The organism is Cesiribacter andamanensis AMV16, from assembly GCF_000348925.1.
In the GTDB taxonomy this organism is placed as follows: domain Bacteria; phylum Bacteroidota; class Bacteroidia; order Cytophagales; family Cyclobacteriaceae; genus Cesiribacter; species Cesiribacter andamanensis.
Genome location: NZ_AODQ01000001.1, coordinates 1 through 15,758, shown reverse-complemented (window position 1 = coordinate 15,758; position 15,758 = coordinate 1). Strand labels below are relative to the sequence as shown.

Sequence of the window (15,758 nt, the reverse complement as noted above, 5' to 3'; positions counted from 1 at the left end):
GCCCTGGGGCAGGATCCGGCATCTGGGTTTATATAGGGTAATGAGCGTTTATGACCTGTTTTTAGGCTGTTGATTTACTTTATCATACCTGTACTCCAGCAGACGGCTCAGACTATCCCGATGGGCATCTTCCGAGAGACGCTGGACTTTTTTCTCTACATGGGTATCATGCCCCACCAGCATCTGGCGCTGGATCATGTCCGGATCACTCTTACCTGCATGGTACAGGGCTACATAATCTTTTGTGCCAATGTCTACCCGGTTCAGGATGGTATTCAGCTTATCAACAGCGGCAGGCTCGGCCCGTTCGGCAAAGCCAAAATAACGCACATTACCCGTTTGCTCTGTGGTGTGGCGGGAAAAGCGATCTGCGATCTCCTTTTCAAAAACCTGCTCGGCCTTTTTATCCTCAAAGTGGTACAGCAAAACAAAATTATCCATACGTACTATATGTTAAATGTCAAAAAATTCTCCTTAGTATCTACGCACCCCACCTACCATGGTTCATGCCCCTACACAGGAAAATCTTCTGCTCCTGACAAAGCAGGCTAACCGGCCGGATACCCCTTTCTATACCCCTATTTCCACAAAAAGGGGGCTGCATTGCTGCACCCCCGCTCTTTCTATGCCGGCGCCTGCCCCCTATTTCGTTGATACTTCCTCCAGAGGACGATCGGCTGCTGTAAAGGTTATTTTGGCAAAACGGTGGTTGCGTTTGCGCTGCCCAAATACCACCAGCTGGTTGTGAGCAATTTGCTCGCATACTTTGGGGCGAATGATCACCTCGGCATCGGCCGACATAAAGAGGGGCGTTTTGGTTTGCTGTCCCTGGCTATCCACCTCCACCAGTACCACCAGTGCTTCTTTGCTGGCTGTATTCATGGAGTAGAACTTGTTCTTTTTAGGGGCCAGGTTGCGGGGGTGATCATTGAAGATAAAGTAAAGCTTATCCGCTACTACCGCCATGGTATAGGAGGAGTAGAATCCCCCATCATCTACCGTTCGCTGACTTTTGCGGATCTGATGTGCCCAGGCAATATCCCCCCGGGGGTCAATATTCACCACAATGATGTTGTTGTAATAATAAAGGGTGCGGGTAGTGGTGGTGCGCCCATTGGTATAGGTAACCCGCCGCACAAAGTACTGCTCCCCCACCAGAATGGCGCCGCCATCTTCGCGCAGAATCAGGTTGTCCAGATCAAACTGGTAAAGCTCTATGTTCTTTCCCTTCTCTATCCTGGACTTGGTCTTTCGGGCCTTGCTGTCTGAGAGGGTTTCGGTAAGAAAATCGGCCCCAAACTCCTTTACACTCTGGCGGGTCACCTGCTTGCTCTTGCTATCAAGGGTCAGGTAATAACTGCCTTTGATGCTGGTAGTACCTTCGTTGGAGTAAAAACCGGCACACACCAGGTTCTGATTGGGCAGGATGGCCAGCTGCATATCCGTCAGGAATCTGCCGGGCATCTCTACCGGGTATTCTGTCAGCAGAGTACCCTCATTCCGGTAGGCCAGGATCTGGTACTTATAGTTCGGCTCCCCCCGTCTGCGCAGCTTGCGTTTTTGGTTAAAGATACGGCCCAGCAGATAGATATTGCCCTGGTCATCAACCTTATAGCGCTCTACCTCAAAAAGGTCTTCTTTATAGGGCAGCTCGATCTGCTGCTCCCACAGGGGGTTCATTTCCCAGTCCAGCACATGAAAACCGAAGCGTTCCTGCTCCCGGGAGTCGTGGGGCAGGTTGTAGAAGATCAGAAACTTGGTAGAGTCCCGGGATGCTTCAAAGCCAAACGATCCGCTGTTGTTTTTGGAATGACCGCTATAATCAATGCGGGCCACCTGCCGGGGCTCCCCTTCGGGCAACAGGCTGGTTTTATTAATGGGCTGAATGTACAGGCTATTGACCTTGCTCTTCTGATCGGCCTGTGAGGTGAACATAAACAGGCGATTGTTGTAGTGCACAATCCGCTCCAGGCTTCGTTTGGCATTATTGTGTTCCAGGTCGATCTCTACGGTACGGGCCTGGTCCATGTTGATATCATAATGCTCCAGAGTAAACCTGGAGTTCAGGCCGTAAAACATTCCAGCCTTAAAACTAAGCGTATAGATGCCGGAGGCGTCATGTCCGATCACATCGGCCAGGGTAGATCGCCGGGATTCTTCATAGGGCCTTCCCCATAGAATGGTGGTTTGCTCATTTCTGGGCTGCGCAACTAGCAGGGAGCTGCAGCAAAGTGCCAGCAGCAGGGATAGGATATACTTCATGCAGAATTTGGGAAAATAGCCCCTTATCAACGGACAAGTTAAACAATATGTATGCTAAGCTCTATTTTTACGCCCTAAATACGGCGACAATTTTGAAGTTTTTGCCAACTCCCCTTTTTCTGCCAGGCTCCCCTGGGCGGCGGGTCAGCTTTGCCGCCCCAGCCCCCTGCTGCCGGCACCTGTTACTCCTATGCTAGTTTCTGTCGGCGCTGGCACGTAACCGCCACAGGCCATGTAAGGGATTTGCCGGAAGAAGAAATTTTCATTCATTTTCTACCTAAACTGCTTAATCTGCAGCTATTCACACAGATTGCCCGTCGCAAGAGAGAGAAGAGCAGCTAAGGGAAAACCCTTATGGCAAGATAGTACTTCACCCGAATGCAATGGTATTAAAAAGTCAAAACCTGCTTAAATCCAACAGCAGGCTAGCATCCTCACATTCAGCACACTAGGGATTTAACAGCATTGGTTCGCTTCCTGATCCATGTAATATGCCCAAAAACAGTATGTCCCAATTTCATAACTTATCACCGTAAACTTGCAAAGGAATACCCCCCTTACTTGCCCCCAATGCCGCGCCTATGAACGTGCCTTTTAAACTGGTAAAAACTGAAACTTTTGAGGCCTTACAAAGAGCCTATCAGCAACTGATGGCTTCTACAAAAGCGGCCACTGTTTTCATTAAAGAAATTGAGACCGGCAATCTGGGAGCCACCTTTCAGGGGGAGAGTGCCGACTCCGAGGGCCTGCGGGAAGCGCTGCTCTCCATGCAGCTGCAGCTGCAGAAAATTTCAGAAGAAGAAAAGGAAAGAGGCTGGGCTACCCATGGCATGGCCATGTTTGCCGAGTTGCTGCGCTCCAGCAGCACCTCTACGGCCCACTTCTACCAGAAGATCATCTCTACCCTGGTCAACTACCTGGAGGTAAACCAGGGGGGGCTTTTTCTGCTGGATGAACAAGAGGGGGGCAGCGTAACCATAGAACTGGCCGCCTGCTATGCCTACAACCGGCAAAAGCACCTCAAAAAACAGATAACCCCTGGCGAAGGCCTCATCGGGCAGTGCTACCTGGAGAAGGATACCATTTACATGACCGATATCCCCCAGAATTATGTGAACATCACCTCGGGCCTGGGCACTGCCAACCCCTCCTGTCTGGTAATTGTACCCCTGCTGCTAAACAAAGAGGTACATGGCTTTCTGGAGATTGCCAGCTTTAGCACCATCAAGCCCCATAAAGTTGCCTTCCTGGAGAGGCTGGGCGAAAGCATTGCCTCTACCATTGCCAATGTAAAGGTAAATGAGCGCACCCGGCGCCTGCTGCAGGACTCCCAGCAGCAGGCCGAGGAGCTGCGGGCGCAGGAAGAAGAAATGCGCCAGAACATGGAGGAGCTGAGCGCCACCCAGGAAAACCAGAACCGTCTGCAGCGGGAGCTTATCGCCAATGAAGAGGAGCTCAAAAAACAGCTCAATGCCCTGCAGGAAGCCCGGGCCGAAACAGAACAGGTCCGCCAGCTGGAACAGGAGCGGGCCAACAAACGCATAGAAACCCAGACCAAAGCCACCGAAAAGCTGGTGGCCAAATTTCGCCAGAGTGAAGCCGCCCTCAAAGCCGAGCTTCAGCAACTAAAAGAAGAATTAAACCAACTGAAAGCACATAACTTACAATCCGCATGAAAATTGAAGTAAAAAATAAGCTGGGCCAGACCTATTATACCGGCTTTATGAATACAGCCAGGGGCTGGTACGAAGGCGAGTGGAATGGCTATGTTAACTCTGATGAGGTGATTGAAGCCGTAAAAATTGTGATGGCCAACACCGACCAGAGCACCTTTACCAAATCGCTGAACGACAGCAGCAAGGGCGAAGGCTCCTGGGATGAAGCCAACGACTGGCTGGGCCAGAACTGGATTCCGTATGCGGTTGCCGGTGGTCTGCAAAAATTTGCCTTTGTGGTATCGCCCGATATCTTTTCGGCCATGTCGTCTGAAGATCTGCAAACCAAAATTCCCGGAACGGGCTTTGAGATGAGAACATTTCAGCACCGGAGCGAGGCCGAAGCCTGGCTAAGTGCCTGATGCTTTGCCGTTGTAAACGGCTGTAAACAAAAAAGGGAGCTGGCGGCTCCCTTTTTTCATTTATCCTGAATGGCGCTTATTCCTTGATGATCTCGCCATTCTCTTTGATCTCCACATCATGGTTTTTACCATCCTTTTTGAATTCTATGTCATAGAATACGCCTTTTGAGGGGTGTTGCACGCGCTCTACCTCCGTGATCTCTTCCTTGTTGTACTTGGCCTCGATCACTTCCTGCACGGCCATGGGCAGCACGTCATACTTCAGGCTGCTTTCGGTTTCTACCCACTCGCCTTCTTTGGTATAATCGGCGCGGTATTTCTCACCATCCATCTCAAAGCTTGCCTCATCATAGCCGTTGTCATCCTCAGACCACCTGATCTTTTGAGCGCCCGGGTATTGCTTGGCAAACGCTTCCTTTGGCGTAAGCACTATGGCTTCTTCTTCGGCTATGATCTCTTCCTCCTCCTCAGCCTCTTCTACAGGGGCTGAGGTATTGATACGCTCCAGCCGGTCATCTACAGGCTCGGCTTCCGTGGCTGCGTAGGGAATCTCTTCGTTTTGCTGATCTGATGATTGTGAACATGCCCCCAGAAACAGGAAGGAGGCCACTAGAACACTATAATACTTGAACATGGTACTTTCTGTGTTTAATGATAAAAAAATGGTTTTACGGAACCGATATCCTTATTTTTGCATGTTACTTTATAAAACAACCGGATATCAGCATTATGAAAACCGCAGAAATTCATACGAATAAAGGAGTGATGAAGGTGCAATTTTTTGAAAAAGATGCCCCTAAAACTGTAAAAAAACTTCCTGGACCTCTCAAAAAAAGGGCTATTACGACGGCCTTAAATTTCACCGGGTGATCCCAAATTTTGTGGTGCAGGGCGGCTGCCCCGATGGCACCGGCGCCGGCGGCCCGGGCTATACCATTCCCTGTGAACTAACCGGCGACAACCAGTACCACGACCGCGGCGTGCTCTCCATGGCACACCGGGGCCGCAACACCGGGGGCTCTCAGTTCTTTATCTGTCACAACCGCCAGAATACCCAGCACCTGGACCGCAACCATACCGTATTTGGCAAGGTGGTAGAGGGCCTGGATATAATTGACGACATTCGCCAGGGCGATGTAATTGAGAAAGTGGTGGTACATGAAGAAGGCAGCGAGGCCTGATCTTGTGTTGAGCACACACTAAAACGTCCCGGCAACTACTTTTTGCCGGGACGTTTTTTTTTGCCGGCCACCAGTACTGCCACCTGGCGCAGGTGGCCGAGCCCGCTGTTTACAGGGCCGGAGCAGCCGCTCCGGACGCTGGTGCTGGCGGCTGCTGCAGATCAAAGAGGCTAACACCCGCATTGGGGTAAAGGTGGCTCTCCAGCTCCCGGCCCATGCTTCTGAACTTCTGCAGGGGGGCCTGTCCTCCTTTTACATCTTCGGCATGGTACCAGGCAGGGTCATTGTCATAGTCCCCAATATTCAGCATCAGAAAACGCTCATAAATAAACCAGACGCGCTGCTTGCCCTGGGCTGCTGCAAACTGAGGCGCGTAGGAGGCCATGTACTCTTCCTTGTTGCTTACGGTATGCTTGCGGTCGGTCAGTTCTACCATCTCATAGGTGAGCCCATAGGCTTTTTTATAGTAGTGGTAGGCATGCTCAATATTCCAGTACACATACACAATGTCTCCTTCCTGATAATGCTCATGTACATACAGCAGGGCTTCCCGGTAGTTGGAGTACTTATAATCCCCAAACAGCTTGGGGTTGACCAGTTGCTTGGCCGAGCTCCACATGGGCCAGAACAGCACGATCAGCGGAAAAATGTACCGCCATTTGGCTCCCTTAGCGAAAAAGCTGGTAAAACGCTCGCACCCCTTGGCAATGAGCAAAATAGGCAGCGGTGCCAGAAACACCAGCAGGCGCTCGTAATAGGGGTAAAACTCCAGCAGGGTAGCCGCCAGCGTAAGCAGCAGCGGAAACAATAAAATAAAGAAGACCTTCAGGTTTCTGCGCATAAAGTACAGCAAGCCAAGCGCCCAGAACCCAAACATAAAGAGCGGCATCTTTAGCATAACCCGTATGGGGCCATTCTCTATGGTATTAAAAGGCTCGGCATTCCACATAACCCCCAGGGGGTACTCCAGGGTACGGTACAGCGACTGAAATATCCATTTTATCCCGGCCAGGGAGTAGAATGGGATGGGAAAGAAGCCCTCCCGCACCCGAAACCAGGCCACCAGCCACTCCTGCTCGGCATGTTTGTGGGTAAATAGAAAATAATTCAGCAAAAAGCTTACCGCCCAAAGTGAGAAGGGGATCATGGAGCGCAGCAGGGGTGTCCACTGCTTTTTGATAAGGAAATAAAGGCTTACCCCCCCGGCTATGCCGACCAGCACAAAAATAGACGCATACGAAAACCACAGGATTAGTGCACCCCAGAAACCCCACATCAGCAGCGAACGGTAATCAAAGCGCTTATGATAAACAGTGTACAGGTACAGACTCAGGATGGTGGTAAACATCTCCATGCCGTACTGCTTGGCCTCAACGGCATGGTAAACCAGCGGTGGCGCAAAGGCCAGCACCCCCATGGCCACCAGCACACCCAGGGGCTTCAGAAAAAAGCGGGCTACCGGTAAGAATACGATTAAGGACGCCAAACCCGCCAGCAGCGGTACCAGCCGCAGCGATTTCTCACCTATGCCAAACAGCAGAGCGGAGGCCTTTACCAGCCAGAGAAAGCCAATGGGGGCTTTTTGCTGATAATCGAGCGCTGGGGTGGTCAGTTCCAGAAACCCCATTTTCAGAACACTGGTCATCAGATAGATCTCATCTACCCAGAGGGAGCGGTTATCAAAATAGTGAAAGAGGCGCAGAAACACCCCTGCTCCCAGTACTGCCCATACCAGCGTCCAGAGTAGTGCATCCTGCCGGGTGCTAAGTGTATCCTCAGGTAGCGCCTGATCGGCCACCGGCTTGGCTACATTAAAAGAGTACAGCATTCGATCTAATTAAAAAGTAAGGTACCAGCGCTAAGTTCCTATGAAATGCAATCTGCAGCAGGCTGGAGTAGCTGCCAGAAAAAGGCAAGGGGGCCCGGCCAGGGCGCCTGGTCAATTCAATCCGCTGCCTGCTGACGCTCCCCCCCTCGGCAAGAGGAATACAGGAGGAGGGCAACCTGCATATTGCAAACATTTGTTATACTCGCTTTACGCAATTAAGGTTTTGCTCTGGCCGGCAAATTTTAAGAAGCAGGTAATAGCTACCCCCTTGCCCATTCTTTTTGATCGCCCTGCCAAACAAGCCTGTAGGCTTTTTACTTATGAAGATAGCGGCTTGGGCGTCAGGAGGGCTAACCCCCTGCCCTGTTTGTTCAGCTGGGAGTATTTCCGTTCTTTTGCACACTCACTTAATATTGTTTCATGAAAATTGACAAACACACCGTAGCATCCGTTACCTACACCCTGGAGGTAGATGGGGATCTGGTGGAAAAAACCGATCAAAGCAACCCGCTTACCTTTCTGGTAGGGGTGGGTATGATGATACCAGGTTTTGAGCAACAGTTGCTGGGCAAGCAGGCCGGCGACACCTACACCATTACTGTACAACCCGAAGAAGGCTATGGTGATCCTGATCCGCAAGCCATTGTGGATCTGCCTAAAGATGTATTCAAGATAGAAGGCGAGTTGCAGGAAGATATGCTGGTAGAAGGCAATATCATTCCCATGCAGGACCAGAACGGCAACCCCCTGCAGGGTGTGATCCTGGAGGTAAAGGAAGATACCGTTAAGCTAGATTTTAACCATATGCTGGCCGGCAAAACCCTGAATTTCAGCGGCGAAGTACTGGAGGTGCGCAAGGCCACCCAGGAGGAGATCAGCCACGGCCATGTGCATGGCCCGGGCGGACACCATCACTAAGCGTATCTATGTACCATTGCCGGGGCAGTCCGCCACGGCACAAAAGACCTGCCCCGCGGCTGGTCTTTTTTTTCCCCTGCCTGCCACCCCCTTGCAGCTATGCATTAGTGACTGCTCTTCTTCAGGCGATGCCGCCACTGGGTGGGGGTAAACGCCAGCTGCTTTTTAAACTGGCTGATGAAATAGCTCATGTTATTATAGCCACAGGCAAAACTTATCTCGGTTACCGACAGGTGCTTCTCGTTTAGCAACTGCTTGGCCAGGGTAATACGCTCCTGGTTAATGTATTCAATGGGGGTTAGGCCAAACTGGTGTTTGAAACTTCTAAAAAAAGCAGGCTCGCTCATGCAGGCCTGGCTGGCCAGCTCCCCTACACTGATGCTCCTGTACAGATTTTCCCGGATGTAGGCCGCCACATGTGCCATGCGGTGCGAGTTTCGGTACTGTGCATATTGCTGCACCAGCAAGTTGCGGGCACGGGTTTGCATCAGGCGAATGAGCAGCTCCTGCAGGCAGAGGTCCACAAAAATATCCCGGGCCGTATTGCCCTCCAGAAACACCCCTATCAGGCGATTCAGCAGGCTGCTGACCGAGGCATCGTTTAACAGGTGGTAATTATCCTCCATAAACCCCCACTCCCCTTCTTCTGCCACACGGGGCATGCGGTCGTTGACATAGGCCACAGTATCGCGAATCAGGTCTGGGGAAATGGCAAGCGCCAGGCACTTGGTGGGCGTAGTAGCCGATGCTTCCGGAAAATCGATCTGCATGGGCTCATTCCCAGGCAGGATCAGGGATTCGCCCGGCATATAGTCAAAGGCCTTAATGCCCTGCAGGTGCATCACTTTCTTGCCCATGATCATGCTGGTAAGCACCGGCTCCCGAAACTGCAGGCTTACGGCCCGGGCAGTGGCATGGGTCTCATAGATGTGCAACTCGGAGTGTGAGCCCTGAAAGCTGGTGCGGTTCTCCACCAGTTGCTCAAGGGTCCGTTTCTGAAAGGCTGGTCCTAATACAATACCATGCTGGGTCATAGGCTAAAAATGATAGGATAGTGGCACCGCCTGATAGAATACTGATAGTTTTCCGCAATCGATTTCAGGAACTTACCATCAGTGCATCAGCCATTTAATATACACTTTTTTTACTAAAAACGAGCAGCCATGAAAACTACAGTTACTGAAGAGACCCGCACGTTTAGCCCGCCTACTTTTAAAGTAAAGTATGACAATTTTATAGGAGGCAAATGGGTAGCCCCTGTTGATGGTGAGTATTTTGATAATGTATCGCCGGTAGACGGACGGCCCTTTACCAAAGTGGCCCGCTCCAATGCCAAGGATGTAGAGCTTGCACTGGATGCCGCCCACCATGCCGCCAAAAGCTGGAACCACAGCTCGGCCACTGAGCGCAGCAACATGCTGCTGAAGATTGCCGACATTACCTAGCAAAACCTGGACTACCTGGCCCGGGTAGAAACCTGGGACAACGGCAAAGCCCTGCGGGAAACCCTGGCTGCCGACCTGCCGCTGGTGGTTGACCATTTCCGCTATTATGCCGGAGTGATCCGCGCCGAAGAGGGCAGTGTTTCCGAACTGGATAGCAATACCGTTTCGCTCAACCTGAAAGAGCCCCTTGGCGTAGTAGCCCAGATCATACCCTGGAACTTTCCGCTGCTAATGGCCGCCTGGAAGATAGCTCCTGCGCTGGCTGCCGGCAATTGTACCATTGTGAAACCTGCCGAACAAACCCCTGCCAGCATTATGGTCTGGCTGGAGCTGATTCAGGATGTGCTGCCTCCCGGCGTACTCAATGTGGTGAATGGCTTTGGCATTGAGGCTGGCAAACCCCTGGCCTCCTCGCCCCGCGTGGCTAAAGTGGCCTTTACCGGCGAAACCACCACCGGCCGTCTCATAATGCAGTATGCTTCCCAAAACCTGATACCAGTTACCCTGGAGCTGGGCGGCAAATCTCCCAACATCTTCTTCAGCAATGTAATGAACGAGGATGATGACTTCTTTGATAAGTGCCTGGAAGGCGCAGTGCTTTTTGCCCTTAACCAGGGAGAAGTATGCACCTGCCCCTCCCGCATTCTGGTACAGGAAGATATCTACGACCGTTTTATAGAGCGGCTGGTAGCACGCACCAAACAAATAAAAATGGGACACCCCCTGGACCCCGATACCATGATGGGCGCCCAGGCCAGCAACGATCAGTACGAAAAGATCAAAAGCTACCTGGAGATAGGCCGGGAAGAAGGAGCCGAGGTACTCACCGGCGGCAGTGCCTACCTGCAAAATGGCGGTCTGGAACATGGCTATTACATCCAGCCCACCATCTTTAAGGGACACAACAAAATGCGGGTATTTCAGGAAGAGATCTTTGGACCGGTTACCTGCATCACCTCCTTCAAGGACGAGCAGGAAGCGCTGGAAATTGCCAACGACACGCTCTATGGACTGGGCGCAGGGGTATGGACCCGCGATACCCATCAGGCCTACCGTGTTGCCAGGGGCATTCAGGCCGGCAGGGTGTGGGTAAACTGCTACCACCTCTACCCTGCCCACGCCCCCTTTGGTGGCTACAAAAAATCGGGCTTTGGACGGGAAACGCATAAGATGATGCTGGATCATTACCGCCAGACCAAAAACATGCTCATCTCGTACGACAAAAAAGCCATAGGCTTCTTCTAAGCAGTGACTGATGGAGCAAAAGGGGCAGGCAGTACCACAGTCTGCTCCTTTTCTCATTACCCCCTTCCACCCATGAAAACAGCCCGTGTAACCCTTACTCCAGCTGCCGAAGCCATTATAGCCCAGCTTAAGGAGCAGCATGGCCCGCTTATGTTTCATCAAAGCGGTGGCTGCTGCGATGGCTCCTCCCCCATGTGCTTTGCCGAGGGAGAATTTCTGATAGGCCCGGAAGATGTACTGCTGGGCCGCATTGCCGGCTGCGACTTCTGGATGGCCAAAGACCAGTTTGCTTACTGGCAGCATACCCAGCTTACCGTAGATGTAACCCCGGGCCGGGGCGCCAGCTTTTCGCTTGAAATACCCCTTGGCGTACGGTTTTTGCTAAAATCCCGGCTCTTTCGGGAAGAGGAGCTGCCCGAACTTGAAGCCCTTCGCTTTGGCCAGATGTAAGTCCCTGAAGGCCCCAAAACAGTTAGCCAGGTAACTGGTTGTTAGGGTAGTTGCCAGTAAATACACCCTATGTTCAGGCCTCCGCAAACACCCCGGCCCCGGCGCCGCAATTCCACCCTGTCGCTCATAATCCTGCTCATAGGGCTGGTGCTGCTGCTCTGGTGGATGATGGGATAAAAGAAAAGCCCCCGGAAAGGATCTTTCTCCAGGGGCTTTTGTCATGAACTGCTGTACCTACCCGTTTGTATGGGCAGGAAACAAAGGCCGCTACGCCTATTTATCCCGGCCGGCCACAAAGGTCTGCTCTGGCTTAATGATGGTAACTTCCTTCACATTCAGCTTTTTGCCCTCTATGCGCTTGTCGTGCTGCAGCACTTCCTGCGGCAGGCTCTCCTGTACGGCCTGCGAGTAGGTCATGGGCGATGGGCTGTTCTTCAGCAGGCTTTCTTTCAGAGCCTCAGCCTCATCGGCATCTACAATCATCGATACCCACATATTCTCGGTCTGCAGGTGCTTTTTAGCAGCGGCATTTACCTCCTGCAGGCTTAGGCGCTCCAGGGCTTTGTCCATTTCGGCGATGTAATCATTGAGGCCGTAGAATTTAGAATCAAGCATAAAGCCCAGGCGACGCTCAGGGGTCTGCGTATAGAGCTTCATGTAGCTGCGCAGAAACTGCTTGGTAAGCTCAAACTCTTCTTTGGTCAGGCCCTGATTCTTCACCCGCTCAATCTCATCCAGCGCCAGGCGCAGGGCAAAATGGGCATGGCCTACCTTTAGCTCCTTCATCTCGGGGTACTGCGACTGCAGGCTGTAGGCCGACTGCACCGGGCGGATCCAGATGCTGAAGTAGTTGGATGAGCGCGGAAAGCCCGTGGTGGGCAGCATGTTACTACCGCCGGATTCATACCACTCAATGTAGGTATAGTCGCCATAGTTCATGGAGCGCTGCTCCCGGATCAGCTGGTACAGGCGGGAATAGGACTTGCGGTGCTCGCCCAGGTAGGAGTTTACAATGAGCATGGCCGGCCAGTCTTTGGAGGCCCGGTTGATGCTCAGGGGGTAGCCGGTGTAAATGGCTGTGCCCAGCGACTGCGGCTTGGCCACCATCTGTACCCGGATGCCATCAGGCGTGGCAGGTGCTGCCGGCTTGGGTAGTACGGGCTTGGTATTGGGCAGCTGGTTAATATCGGCCTTCAGGCGCGCCAGAAATTGCTTGGGATAATTGCCGGTGATGCCAATCTTCACATTGTTGCGGGTAAAGAAGCTGCGGTAGTGGTTCTTCACATCCTCCAGGGTAATGGCGGCCAGTCCCTGTGAGCTGCCCCACTTCATGTGCTGGTAATTGGTGCCCTTATAAAGCATGGCCTCCAGGGTCATTTTGCTGTAGTCCTCATCAGACGACGACTTGATCACCTGCTCTACAAAGTTGGTCACATTGCTTTTTACCCGGGTAAAATCGGCCTCGGCAAAGGAGGGGTTCAGCAGCACGCCCCGGAAGATCTCATAGAACTGGTCCAGGTGATCCCGGTGCACCTCAAAGGTAAGGGTGGACATTTCTTTATCGGTAAACGACCAGTAGGCCGCCGCCCAAGGGTACAGAATATCATCGATCTGGCTTTTGGTAAGGGTGCTGTTGCCGGTTTGGGTCAGCAGCTGGGCGGTAAGGTTGGTAAGCCCCTCCTTGCCTACCGGATCGGTGATGGAACCATTGCGAAAGGCCAGCTTTACCACCACCGAGGGCGATTCCGGCATGGGCAGTTCAATAACTTCCTGCGCCTGGGCCTGCCGGCCAAAGCCAATCAGGAGCAGCAGGCCTGCTAGGTATATAGTGATGTTTTTCATGTGTCCTGTATAATGAGATTGGAGCATTGCTTAGCTTTTAAAGGGAGAGTCAGCAGCCGGCGCTATCGTGCCAATGGTAAGCTTCTGAGATACCAGGTACTTGCGCACGGCATTCTGGATATCCTGCGGGCCTACCTGCTCATAGAGCTGAAAAAGCCTGTTGATATCGGCCGGGTTGCCGGTAAGCCAGGTCACCTGCGAGAGGGCATTGGCAATATTGTCCGGGCTGTCCAGGTCCATGGCAAAGCTGTAGCGCATGCGCGATTTTGCTTCCTGTAGCAATTTTGCATCGGCAGGCTGGTTCTTGTACTGCTCGATCACCCGCTCGATCTCCCCTTTTACATAGTCCATATCCTCTGCCTTCAGCAGCGAAGTAGAGATGCTGAACAGGCCCGGATCCCGGGTATCAAGCCCGTAGGCACCTATGTTGCGCACCTTTTGCTCCTCTACCACCAGCTTTTTGTAGATGGGTGATTTTTGAGAGAAGGCAATGGCCGCAAACAGGTCAAGGGCTGCCTTATCTTTCTGATCGATGCTAAAGGCAGGACCTTTAAAGTTGAGGCTAAGCGAGGGGGGAAAGTTTGGGTTCTGCACATGGGCATAGCGGGTCTGGGTCTGCTCCGGCTCGGCCGGGATCTGGGGCTGGTAATCGCCCCGCTCCCACTGACCAAAGTATTGTTTGGCCAGGGCATTTACCCGCTCTGGTGTTACATCTCCCACCACAATGATGGTAGAATACTCCGGCCGGTAAAAGCGCTTGTAAAACTCCAGCGAATATTCATATTGGTTGGGCATATCCACCACATCATCCCAAAAGCCAATGGTGGTATGCTTGTAGGTATGGTTCTCAAAAGCAGTGTCGTAGGTTTTTTCGTAAAGCTGCATGGCCGGGCTGGCGTAGTTCTTGGTGTACTCGCCCTTTACAGCGCCGGCCTCCACTTTAAAATCGGCCTGAGAGTACTTCAGGTTCATGAAGCGGTCGGCCTCCAGCTCAAACATTTTGTCGAGCATACCGGCATTGCCCGTCATGTGGTACACGGTGCGGTCCCACCAGGTGTTGGCGTTGGCCGAGGCACCAATACCCTTCAGCGCATTGCTGTAGGCTTCCTTGGAGTACTGGTCGGTACCGCGGAACATCATGTGCTCAAAGAAGTGCGCAAAGCCGGATTTGCCCGCTTCTACTTCTTCGCGGGAGCCTACCCGCACCACAATGTAAAAAGCGGCCAGCCCCGGACTGTTATAGGGAACTGTAACTACATTGAGGCCATTGGGCAGCTGGGTCTGGTTAATCTTGTACGGAAAAACCTCTCCCTTTGCCTGGCCTACGGCTGTCTGCTGGCCTACTACCAGCAGCAGAAGCAGTGATAAAAAGGTATAGTTGAACATCTTGTTGAAAAATAATTGATGATACTGCCAAAATAAGCAATTATGGCCAAATAGATCCCCTTTTTAAGATGAAAGGCGCAAAGGGCCCATGAATGGACGCCCACTGCTGGTAAGGGGTAGCGGCTTGCTGCTGATGCCCCAGGCATCCACAAAAAAACCGGCTACTGCTGTAGCCGGTCTGTTTTATTTTTTCTGAGAGCGCTTAGGCCTGCTTTACCAGCTGCACCTCGCAGTTCAGGCGAATTTCGTCGCTTACCACTACGCTGCCGGCCTCGGTAACGGCATTCCAGCTCAGGCCAAACTCTTTGCGGTTGATTTTGCCGGTTACTGTAAAGCCCGCCTTGGTCTGGCCATAGGGGTCTACTACTATTCCGCCAAAGTCTACATTAACCGTTACCGGCTTGGTAGTGCCGCGGATGGTGAGGTCGCCATGCAGCTTGTACTCATTGCCGGATACTTTTTCATACCTATTGCCTTCAAAGCGGATCTGGCCGTGGTTGGCCGCATCAAAGAAGTCGGGCGACTTCAGGTGGGTATCGCGCTGCTCGTTGTTGGTGCTGATTGAATTTACATCGGCTGTAAATACTACCCGCCTGGCGCTTGTGAACGAATCGTCTTCTGTTTCAGCTTCAATATCGAAGCTGCTAAAATATCCCGTTACGGTAGTGATCATCAGGTGTTTTACCTTAAACTGGATCTCACTGTGCATGGGATCTACTTTCCATGTAATAGCCATTGGTGTTGAATTTAGTGGTTATAAAATGCGATTAACTACGTTTTCTCCTGAGCCTGCTCCTGCCTGTATGTGGGCGGGAACTGAGCGCCGGTTCAAATGTACAGAAAATCTGATATTCAATGTTTAAACATCAATTAAAAATTTTAGTTCCCCCTTCCTGTACGTTGTCCATCCTTTGCTCACCCCCTCCCTGCAGCCCCGCTTAGCTGTAATGAGTAAAGTAGCCACCGGGCTGGAATGTTTTTAACCAGCAGGGGCTAATTTGTGTTTGCTAAGCAAGAAGCCTATTTTGCGGTATGCACAACTAGTGTCTGCTAACAGTTTCACTTTTTTGATACTGCGCTATTTCTATACTCCTACTGCTGGCTTACTTTTANCCTCCCTTTCA

12 protein-coding genes and 2 pseudogenes are annotated in these 15,758 nt (G+C 52.0%); 6 read left to right on the top strand and 8 right to left on the bottom strand.

The annotated features are described in order from the left end of the window. Positions 1-48: 48 nt before the first annotated feature. Together ADICEAN_RS00075 and ADICEAN_RS00070 are read right to left on the bottom strand one after the other, a co-directional pair. The gene (locus tag ADICEAN_RS00075; RefSeq protein ID WP_009193430.1) at positions 49-441 is read right to left on the bottom strand and encodes a hypothetical protein; all 393 of its coding nucleotides are present in this window, start codon (positions 439-441) and stop codon (positions 49-51) included. Between the two features lie 201 nt (positions 442-642). Then, the gene (locus ADICEAN_RS00070) at positions 643-2,262 is read right to left on the bottom strand and encodes a hypothetical protein (RefSeq protein ID WP_009193429.1); all 1,620 of its coding nucleotides are present in this window, start codon (positions 2,260-2,262) and stop codon (positions 643-645) included. Between the two features lie 581 nt (positions 2,263-2,843). Between ADICEAN_RS00070 and ADICEAN_RS00065 the strand changes: the two genes are divergently transcribed. Then, a complete protein-coding gene (locus tag ADICEAN_RS00065) occupies positions 2,844-3,938 on the top strand; it encodes a GAF domain-containing protein (protein ID WP_009193428.1) in 1,095 nt (364 codons plus the stop codon). Next, positions 3,935-4,339 (top strand): hypothetical protein, encoded by a 405-nt coding sequence (locus tag ADICEAN_RS00060; RefSeq protein ID WP_009193427.1) that lies wholly within the window; start codon positions 3,935-3,937, stop codon positions 4,337-4,339. Before ADICEAN_RS00065 ends, ADICEAN_RS00060 begins: the two co-directional genes overlap by 4 nt. 76 nt (positions 4,340-4,415) lie before the next feature. Here the strand turns inward: ADICEAN_RS00060 and ADICEAN_RS00055 are convergent, their stop codons facing one another. Further along, positions 4,416-4,973 carry a PepSY-like domain-containing protein gene (locus ADICEAN_RS00055; protein ID WP_009193426.1) on the bottom strand — a complete coding sequence of 186 codons (558 nt, stop codon included), beginning with the start codon at positions 4,971-4,973 and terminating at the stop codon, positions 4,416-4,418. Positions 4,974-5,068: 95 nt separating this feature from the next. Here ADICEAN_RS00055 and ADICEAN_RS00050 point away from each other — a divergent pair. Continuing rightward, positions 5,069-5,520 (top strand): annotated as a pseudogene (locus ADICEAN_RS00050) (peptidylprolyl isomerase). A gap of 109 nt (positions 5,521-5,629) precedes the next feature. On the opposite strand, the gene ADICEAN_RS00045 reads toward ADICEAN_RS00050, so the two are convergent. Next, positions 5,630-7,348 (bottom strand): glycosyltransferase family 39 protein, encoded by a 1,719-nt coding sequence (locus tag ADICEAN_RS00045; protein ID WP_009193423.1) that lies wholly within the window; start codon positions 7,346-7,348, stop codon positions 5,630-5,632. A 420-nt stretch (positions 7,349-7,768) separates the two neighbouring features. Between ADICEAN_RS00045 and ADICEAN_RS00035 the strand changes: the two genes are divergently transcribed. After that, positions 7,769-8,266, top strand: coding sequence for an FKBP-type peptidyl-prolyl cis-trans isomerase (locus tag ADICEAN_RS00035; protein WP_009193422.1), 498 nt, complete (start codon positions 7,769-7,771; stop codon positions 8,264-8,266). A gap of 104 nt (positions 8,267-8,370) precedes the next feature. On the opposite strand, the gene ADICEAN_RS00030 is transcribed toward ADICEAN_RS00035, so the two are convergent. After that, complete coding sequence (locus ADICEAN_RS00030) at positions 8,371-9,300, bottom strand: AraC family transcriptional regulator (RefSeq protein WP_009193421.1); 930 nt, start codon at positions 9,298-9,300, stop codon at positions 8,371-8,373. Between the two features lie 129 nt (positions 9,301-9,429). On the opposite strand from ADICEAN_RS00030, the pseudogene ADICEAN_RS00025 reads away from it, so the two are divergent. Continuing rightward, positions 9,430-10,956 (top strand): annotated as a pseudogene (locus ADICEAN_RS00025) (aldehyde dehydrogenase family protein). 72 nt (positions 10,957-11,028) lie between these two features. Further along, the gene (locus ADICEAN_RS00020) at positions 11,029-11,406 is read left to right on the top strand and encodes a DUF779 domain-containing protein (RefSeq protein WP_009193418.1); all 378 of its coding nucleotides are present in this window, start codon (positions 11,029-11,031) and stop codon (positions 11,404-11,406) included. Positions 11,407-11,679: 273 nt separating this feature from the next. On the opposite strand, the gene ADICEAN_RS00015 is transcribed toward ADICEAN_RS00020, so the two are convergent. From ADICEAN_RS00015 to ADICEAN_RS00005, 3 genes are all read right to left on the bottom strand, one after another. Beyond that, positions 11,680-13,248, bottom strand: a complete 1,569-nt coding sequence (locus ADICEAN_RS00015; protein ID WP_009193417.1) for a M16 family metallopeptidase — start codon at positions 13,246-13,248, stop codon at positions 11,680-11,682. A gap of 30 nt (positions 13,249-13,278) precedes the next feature. After that, positions 13,279-14,634: a M16 family metallopeptidase gene (locus ADICEAN_RS00010; RefSeq protein ID WP_009193416.1), complete on the bottom strand. Its 1,356-nt coding sequence runs from the start codon at positions 14,632-14,634 to the stop codon at positions 13,279-13,281. 202 nt (positions 14,635-14,836) lie between these two features. Then, entirely contained in the window at positions 14,837-15,370 is a 534-nt protein-coding gene (locus ADICEAN_RS00005; protein ID WP_009193415.1) for a YceI family protein, read from the bottom strand. Between the last annotated feature and the right edge of the window lie 388 nt (positions 15,371-15,758).

Excerpts from the sequence above, each read along its gene's own strand:
- ADICEAN_RS00055 (WP_009193426.1), bottom strand. The coding sequence starts at position 4,973 with ATGTTCAAGTATTATAGTGTTCTAGTGGCCTCCTTCCTGTTTCTGGGG.
- ADICEAN_RS00065 (WP_009193428.1), top strand. The coding sequence starts at position 2,844 with ATGAACGTGCCTTTTAAACTGGTAAAAACTGAAACTTTTGAGGCCTTA.
- ADICEAN_RS00060 (WP_009193427.1), top strand. The coding sequence starts at position 3,935 with ATGAAAATTGAAGTAAAAAATAAGCTGGGCCAGACCTATTATACCGGC.
- ADICEAN_RS00010 (WP_009193416.1), bottom strand. The coding sequence starts at position 14,634 with ATGTTCAACTATACCTTTTTATCACTGCTTCTGCTGCTGGTAGTAGGC.
- ADICEAN_RS00075 (WP_009193430.1), bottom strand. The coding sequence starts at position 441 with ATGGATAATTTTGTTTTGCTGTACCACTTTGAGGATAAAAAGGCCGAG.
- ADICEAN_RS00035 (WP_009193422.1), top strand. The coding sequence starts at position 7,769 with ATGAAAATTGACAAACACACCGTAGCATCCGTTACCTACACCCTGGAG.
- ADICEAN_RS00005 (WP_009193415.1), bottom strand. The coding sequence starts at position 15,370 with ATGGCTATTACATGGAAAGTAGATCCCATGCACAGTGAGATCCAGTTT.
- ADICEAN_RS00045 (WP_009193423.1), bottom strand. The coding sequence starts at position 7,348 with ATGCTGTACTCTTTTAATGTAGCCAAGCCGGTGGCCGATCAGGCGCTA.
- ADICEAN_RS00015 (WP_009193417.1), bottom strand. The coding sequence starts at position 13,248 with ATGAAAAACATCACTATATACCTAGCAGGCCTGCTGCTCCTGATTGGC.
- ADICEAN_RS00030 (WP_009193421.1), bottom strand. The coding sequence starts at position 9,300 with ATGACCCAGCATGGTATTGTATTAGGACCAGCCTTTCAGAAACGGACC.
- ADICEAN_RS00020 (WP_009193418.1), top strand. The coding sequence starts at position 11,029 with ATGAAAACAGCCCGTGTAACCCTTACTCCAGCTGCCGAAGCCATTATA.
- ADICEAN_RS00070 (WP_009193429.1), bottom strand. The coding sequence starts at position 2,262 with ATGAAGTATATCCTATCCCTGCTGCTGGCACTTTGCTGCAGCTCCCTG.